Source organism: Zarconia sp. (assembly GCF_057467645.1).
In genome coordinates this window covers 22,315-29,804 of the sequence record NZ_JBRJXU010000176.1, presented here as the reverse complement: position 1 = coordinate 29,804, position 7,490 = coordinate 22,315, and the positions used below count along the sequence as shown (strand labels likewise).

Below are 7,490 nucleotides of genomic sequence, written 5' to 3'. Positions count from 1 at the left end.
GTCTCCACCACCGAGGCTGTCTCCCATATCCATCGACCCGCCATCCATGGTGTCGCTACCCATATCCATCGACCCGCCATCCATGGTGTCGCTACCCATATCCATGTCTCCACCACCGAGGCTGTCTCCCATATCCATCGACCCGCCATCCATGGTGTCGCTACCCATATCCATCGACCCGCCATCTATGGTGTCGCTACCCATATCCGTCGACCCGCCATCCATGGTGTCGCTACCCATATCCGTCGACCCACCACCCATGGTGTCGCTACCCATATCCGTCGACCCACCACCCATGGTGTCGCTACCCATATCCGTCGACCCACCACCCATGGTGTCATCTCCCACATCAAACTCGTCGGGATCGAAAAAAATCGTACCCGGTTCTCCTTGGGGTGCACTCACATCAACGCTACCGCGAAATACCAGTTGCTCTTTGCCTGAAATTTCCACAAAGCCACCGGAAGAGGGTGTGAGGTCTGGGGTGTGGGGTGTGGGGGAAGAACCACCGCGAGCGTAAATGCTGCCGCGAAATACGGTGGTATCGTCCGCCCAAACGATAACCCGTCCGCCATTACCAAAATCGATCGCATCGGAGAAGATCGAGGTATTTTCATTGACAAACGTGCGCGATGCGTTGGGAACCGTCCCGAGTCCGCGAAAATCACCACCGATCCAGATATTGCCGCCACCATTGATTCCAGAAGCATTGAGGGTGGTATCAATGAGTCCGATTCGATCGCCTAAAATTTGAATGCCGGAACTCGGTAGGGCGGCAGTGACATCCGAGACATCTACGGTTCCGGAGACGATCGCCGTTCCCGATCGCGGATCGAGAACCAATCCCGATCCCACTAAACTGACTGTACCGTTACCGTTCGCCATCAGTTGGCTGGCATGACCTAAAACTTGTCCCCCCGCCAGCAGTTGCGGCACGGTGAGGGGGTTGAGATTTAGCGGTTCCAATCCCCGATCGGGAACTTCTAAGCTCAAAACGTTGCCGATCGCGCTCAAACGCACCATGCTTTCCCCTTCAACGGCCATCACCGATATCTGCCCGCCCGAGGTTTGCAGAGTTCCGGTATTGGCGACAACGCCCCCAATTAAATTGAGGTTCGCCTCCGGGGCGATCGATAAATTGCCTGCATTGACGATCGCCCCCGGATTAGCAGTGGCAAACTCCAGGGCATCGGGAGACCCCAGCAAATTCGACCAATTATTACTCCCGACAACGTCGAACCAGTTGTTCTCCCCGAATCCGACACCCGTAGCGGTGGTGGCGGTAAAATCTGCCGGTACGTTCAACCTTGCATTGGCACCGAACGCGATTCCCGCCGGATTGACCAGAAAGAGATTAGCATCGCCCCCGGAAACTTGCAGCAAACCGTCGATATAGCTCGCATCGCCCCCCACCACTCGTCCGAGGATATTTTCCAGATTGGGGTTGGCGAGGAAATTGGCGATTTGCCCCGCATCGAGTCCGAAGCGATCGAAACTGTGGAATAAATTCGCCCCATCTCCGGAAAGCTGACCCCCACCGATATCGAAGCGATCGCCCTCGGGTGTTACCACCGTTCCCGTTCCATCCCCTGCCGGTACGATAGGCTGCGCGAAAACCGGCGGCACGGCGATACCCAACAGCGCAAAACATCCTGGAATTACAAATGGAGAACCGAAAAAACGGTTCGATGGAAAATCGACAGTCATGACGGGAGGAGGTTGCGAATGTGCCCATCGCTAGTGTAAAGCACTGAGGGTCTAGGGTCGTTTTTGGGGACTAGTGCCGCTACGGGTCATTAAAAATGCAAAAATGCGTCTTGAAAAGTTGAACGGGACGGGGACCGACACCGCCCACTTTTCGCAAAATTAAAAATGCTTACTGTACATAGCTTTCACTGATTGAAAGCGGGTCAGTTATTTCTGCCGCGCTGCACTAGAGGCAGTGAATGGACAATCGTCATCTTCTCCAAAAGGGTTAAAGCTTAAGGTTTAAGGGGAAATGCTGAAGAAATTCATGACTTCGGTATAGCAATTGTCTGAATTTTTGATTTCTACCAAATGTCCCATGGGTGAGTTGTTGTCATCCTTTCCATTTTCTATCTCTCCCTTGCTTTGCTTATCTTCTCTGTGCATATCTTCCCCATCACCGCATCTCTCTTGTCACCGGATTACCCCATCCTCTCTCCATTTCCCCGATTCTCCCGCTTGCTCCTCATTTCTTCTCATGGTAGTCTCGCATTGTCTCGTAGTTTTATGGGGAGGGGGTAGGTGTGTTTAATTTTTATATTTTTGAGAAATTTTAATGTCGTCGTTCGTCAAAAAACTGTAAATTCGAGAATATTTCGGCAATTTCCCGAATGAGATGAAAAAGCGATCGAAGTTGGCTCGCACAATACTCTTATTTTCTCCCGTTTGCTCTCGAATGCTTTGAGAGTCGCCCTTAGAATTCCCTCACCTTCGACCTCCCGAGCCTCATAAAACGATCCGCCGAGACACTAATTTTTTGAATATAAGAAATTTTAATATTTATACCGGCGATCCTATCCATCGGAATTATAGTTATTCCACCGGATTTAATAACGTCAGTTTTGGTTGAGTCGATCGCCGGGATGCCCACGATCGGAAACATTTGAGCTGGCTAAACATCCGAGAACCCAACCCACCGGAGTGAATCTCTTTGCTCGCGATCGAAGTACTCCATCTCCCATTCCCCATTCCCCACCCTCACCGGATATTTCTTATCCAAAGACGTTAATATGAGGGGTTGCTGTACCCCGATCTCCCATAAAATTGTAAACCTTTGTAAAGAAAATTCGCCTCTTGCAGAATTTGCCCCTGAATTTTGCGAAACGTCTTTGAAGCAAGCAATCGACTTGATTGATTCGTTCATTGATTCTTTGACAACATACCCGAAAGGAGGGTTTGCATGGGAACGTACAATGGCTCTAATGGTAACGACTACTTCCGCGCCTATCGCGAATTTGAAAATGGGCAACCCGTGTGGAAAAACTGGCGCATTAACGGCAACGGCGGATACGACGCTCTCTTTGGCGGCGCTAAGAACGATACCATTGACGGTGGAACTGGCAACGATAGCCTCTGGGGTTTAGAGGGTAACGATCGCCTATTGGGAAAAGCAGGTCGCGATCTCCTCTACGGTGGTCCCGGCACGGACTTTCTTGATGGTGGCACCGATCGCGATACCATGAACGGTGGTTCTGGGCGCGACACCTATGTGGTCGATAACGTCAGTGATGTGGTGACGGAATATTCATTTTTCCAAGACATTGACACCGTCAACGCTTCTGTCAGCTATACCCTACCCGAAGCCGTTGAAAACTTAAATCTCCAAGGACCTAATGCCACCCATGGTACGGGTAATGACCTCGATAATGTCATCCGCGATCGAGATTCTTTCAGTAGTCCAGTCAATAATGTTTTGAACGGTCTAGGAGGAGACGACTATATTGATGGTAACTTTGGTGACGATATCATTGCCGGTTGGACGGGGGATGATACGGCTTATGGCGGTGTTGGAGACGATCTGATTACCGGTTGGACGGGAGACGATAGGTTATATGGGGAAGCTGGTAACGATACGATTTTTGGAGAAGCTGGTAACGATCGAATTCTCGGTCAAAGCGGTCTGGATGTGCTCTCGGGCGGTAACGACAACGATACGCTGTCTGGTGGCTCTTACGATGGTGCGGATACCTTAACTGGTGGTCTGGGAGCCGATCGATTCGAGTTTTTCGCGGCCGACGGACACGTGGACACCATCACCGACTTTACCTGGCAGCAGGGGGATAAGATGGTCGTTTATCGCAGTGGCTTTGGCGGCTTCGGCGGCGGACTCAATCCCGGCGACTTGCCTGCGGCACAGTTTACCACGGGTGCGGCGGCTTCCGATGCGAGCGATCGCTTTATCTACAACAACCAGACCGGGGCGTTATTCTTCGACCCCGATGGCGTGGGCGGTCAAGCTCAGGTTCAGTTTGCCTCGCTATCTGCAGGCCTGTCGTTAATCGCCAGCGATATCACCGTGATTTAATGGCGATCGTGATTTTGATGGATACAGATCGCGCGAGCATCTTGCTCGCAACATCAGCCAGAAGCGGGAGCCGATCGGGAAGGGGAGCGAGGCGATCGAATCTCCCAATCTCAATCTTGACAGACGTGTAACTCGATCGGGTCGGCGATCGCGATCGAACCCGACCCACAACGATCCAACCGAACGAGACCGGCAATGTCCTTCCAAGCAGCGATTCGACACACTCAATATTGACAGATCGATCGGGGGAAATGCACAATCGGCGCTATACTCTCAACTCCAAACTCCCTCGATCGCCGCGATCGCGGTACCGAACCGGACTCTTGACAATGAAACGAACCTGTGATGCCTCCCTCGAGACGCTCATTCTGAGTTGGGCGATCGCCACCCTCCCCACACTTCCCCTCTCTGCCCAGATTGTCCCCGATGCCACCCTTGCCGAACCCTCGAGCGTCGAGTCTGGGTGCGCGGTTTGTACCATCGATGGGGGAGTGCTTCGGGGAACGAATCTCTTTCACAGTTTCCGGGAGTTTTCCATTCCCACGGGAGGGGAAGCCTTTTTTAATAACGGATTGGCGATCGAAAATATCTTCAGTCGGGTGACGGGAGATTCGATTTCCAATATCGACGGGTTGATACGCGCCAACGGTACGGCGAACCTATTTTTACTCAATCCCAACGGCATCCTCTTCGGACCCAACGCCCAACTCGATATCGGCGGCTCGTTTCTCGGGAGTACCGCCGATGCGATTGGGTTCGGCGATAACCAATTTTACAGTGCCTCCAATCCCGAAGCCCCTCCCCTGCTAACGGTGAATCCCTCGGCGCTATTTTTCGATCGAGCTTCAAGGGGGGCGATCGAAGTTCGGTCGGTGGCACCGGCTGGGGTGGATGTCTTAGATGTTCCTCTTGTGGGGTTGCGAGTCCCAGACGATCGCAGTTTAGTACTGGTTGGGGGGGAAGTTTCGATTACCGGAGGAAATCTCAATGCGTCAGGCGGTCGAATCGAGTTGGCAGGGGTTGCGAGTTCGGGATTGGTAGAACTCAGCGTGAATGAAAACGATCTGAGTTTGAGTTTTCCCGCAGATTTAGCTCCTGCAGATATATCGATCGACAATTCGGCATTCGTTAATGCAGGAGGAGAAAACGGAGGTAATGTTGCTATTTGGGGAAGAAATGTCGTACTCACTCAAGGCGGTCGAGTATCGGCCAATACATTGGGTGCGGGTACGGCGGGAAGTTTAACGGTGAGTGCATCAGAATCCGTGCAACTGATTGGCATTTCTGCCGACGGACAAGACGCAAGCGGTTTATTTGCCAACCCATTAGGCTCGGGTTCGGGAGGAGATTTAACCGTTACGGCCAGACAATTTCTGGTGCAAGATGGCGCGCAAGCCGGAGTCGGAACTTTCGGCGAAGGACCTGGTGGGAACTTTACCATCACAGCTACGGAATCCGTCCGCGTCCTGGGAGAATCAGCCATAAACCCTAATTTTTTCAGCAACCTATTTGCCCTCACAGCAGGAACGGGAAAAGCAGGCAACTTACTCATCGAGACCGGACAACTGGTGGTGGGAGATGGCGCTCAGATTTCAGCAGGCACCTTCGGTGATGGGGATGGCGGCAATTTGACAGTCCGCGCCTCGGACTCCATAGAACTGATTGGGACCTCTGGTGATGGTCAGTTTCCCAGTGGTTTGTTCGTGCAAGCAGTTCCAATGGAAATCGCAGGTCCTGTGGGCAACGCAGGAGATTTGACAATTTTTACCCGAGAGTTAATAGCACGGGATGGAGCTAGTATTTCAGCCAGTACGCTAGGTCGTGGTGATGGTGGAAATTTGACGGTAAATGCTTCGGAATCGGTGCAGCTACTCGGCACATCAGCCAGTGGGGGAGAACCGCTGAGCGGTTTGTTCGCTCAAACAGATGGTCCCGGTAATGCCGGTACGCTTGCGATTAATACCGCACGGCTACTCATTCGGGATGGAGCACTCGCTTCAACAGCAACCCGAGGCGAAGGTGCGGGGTCTGCGGGGGAGCTAAGAGTCAACGCTTCAGACTGGGTGCAGTTGATTGGTACGTCTGGTGACGGAAACTTTTCGAGTAATTTATCCACTCAAACCGAGGGAACTGGAAATGCCTCGAACTTAACGATTACAACAGGTGAATTAATCGTTCGCGATGGCGCGCAAGTTGGAACGGGTACGTTTGGCCAGGGAGATGGAGGCAGTTTAATAGTGAATGCCGATGCAGTCGAGGTGATGGGGACTTCCACGGACGATCGAGTGATGAGTGGACTGTTTGCCAGCACGGGAAATGAATCGAGTGGCAATGGCGGTAGTATTGAGGTGAATTCGGCGACGGTTACCCTCGACGATAGAGCGACGATCGCCGTCGACAGTCAGGGCACCGGCATTGGCGGTACCATCGACATCACCGCAGACTCCCTGAATCTAGAGAATGAAGCGTCAATTCTGGCGGAAACGGCCAGTACCGATGGGGGGAACGTCGAGGTGCGAGTTGGCGATCTCCTATTTTTGAGTGACGAAAGTCGAATTTCGACCACCGCAGGTACGGCACAGGCGGGTGGGAATGGTGGCGACATCACGATCGCCACCCCGGATGGTTTCATCGTCGCCCGCCAAAATAGCGACATTACCGCCAATGCTTTCTCCGGACGAGGGGGTAATATCGAGATTACCGCCCAAAGTCTGTTTGGCATTCAACCTCGAAATCGTTTGACCGATCGCAGCGATATTACCGCCACCTCCCAATTAAATACCGACGGCCAGATAAATATCGATACCCCAGACATCGACCCGACTCAAGGACTCGCAAGTCTCCCGGAAGCCACCGGCGTTCCGGAAACCGCCCGAGGATGCGATACCGGAGACGGAACCGGTCAATTTATCGATCGCGGACGGGGTGGGTTGCCGACAGTGCCGATGGAACCGCTCGAGAGCAACGATATCCTCGATGATATTCAACCGCCCCAGGGTTGGGAGAATCGGGAGTCTGGGGGGGGAAATGAGAGCGATCGCCTCGTAGAAGCCACGGGATGGACGGTAGACGACAACGGACGGGTGGTTTTGGTCGCCGATAATCGGGTGCAGAGGCCAGATGGATGTCGCGGGTAGATGGGGAGACAAGGAGACAAGGAGACAAGGAGACAAAGGAAACGGAGAAGTAGTGTCGCGACTAGCCGGGATTATTCACCAAAGCCTCAAATCCCGATCTCTGGTCAACCTCAAAAAACAGACTGTTTTTCGGGTAGATTACCAGCTAGTTTGTCAGCTAAGGCTTTGAGCGATTTTCGTCAAACCTCATGAATAATGCAGGCTAGTGGTCTGTCAATTGTCAATTCACTCTCCAACGTACCATCGGGAATTAGCTGCGCGATCGCCGATTTCCCGTGCATTCCCTGCCTCCCCTGAGTCCC

General features: G+C 52.7%; 3 protein-coding genes. 2 read left to right on the top strand and 1 reads right to left on the bottom strand.

From position 1 onward, the window contains the following. Window positions 1–1,707 (bottom strand): filamentous hemagglutinin N-terminal domain-containing protein (locus AC2215_RS26220; protein ID WP_486812984.1); only part of this gene is annotated, 1,707 nt, incomplete at its 3' end. Between the two features lie 1,219 nt (window positions 1,708–2,926). On the opposite strand from AC2215_RS26220, the gene AC2215_RS26215 reads away from it, so the two are divergent. Both AC2215_RS26215 and AC2215_RS26210 read left to right on the top strand, forming a co-directional pair. Further along, window positions 2,927–4,051 (top strand): calcium-binding protein, encoded by a 1,125-nt coding sequence (locus AC2215_RS26215; protein ID WP_486812983.1) that lies wholly within the window; start codon window positions 2,927–2,929, stop codon window positions 4,049–4,051. Between the two features lie 329 nt (window positions 4,052–4,380). Next, a complete protein-coding gene (locus AC2215_RS26210; protein ID WP_486812982.1) occupies window positions 4,381–7,188 on the top strand; it encodes a two-partner secretion domain-containing protein in 2,808 nt (935 codons plus the stop codon). Window positions 7,189–7,490 lie beyond the last annotated feature (302 nt).

What these genes read in the sequence shown, in the direction of transcription:
- AC2215_RS26215 (WP_486812983.1), top strand. Translation starts at nt 2,927, where the DNA reads ATGGGAACGTACAATGGCTCTAATGGTAACGACTACTTCCGCGCCTAT.
- AC2215_RS26210 (WP_486812982.1), top strand. Translation starts at nt 4,381, where the DNA reads ATGAAACGAACCTGTGATGCCTCCCTCGAGACGCTCATTCTGAGTTGG.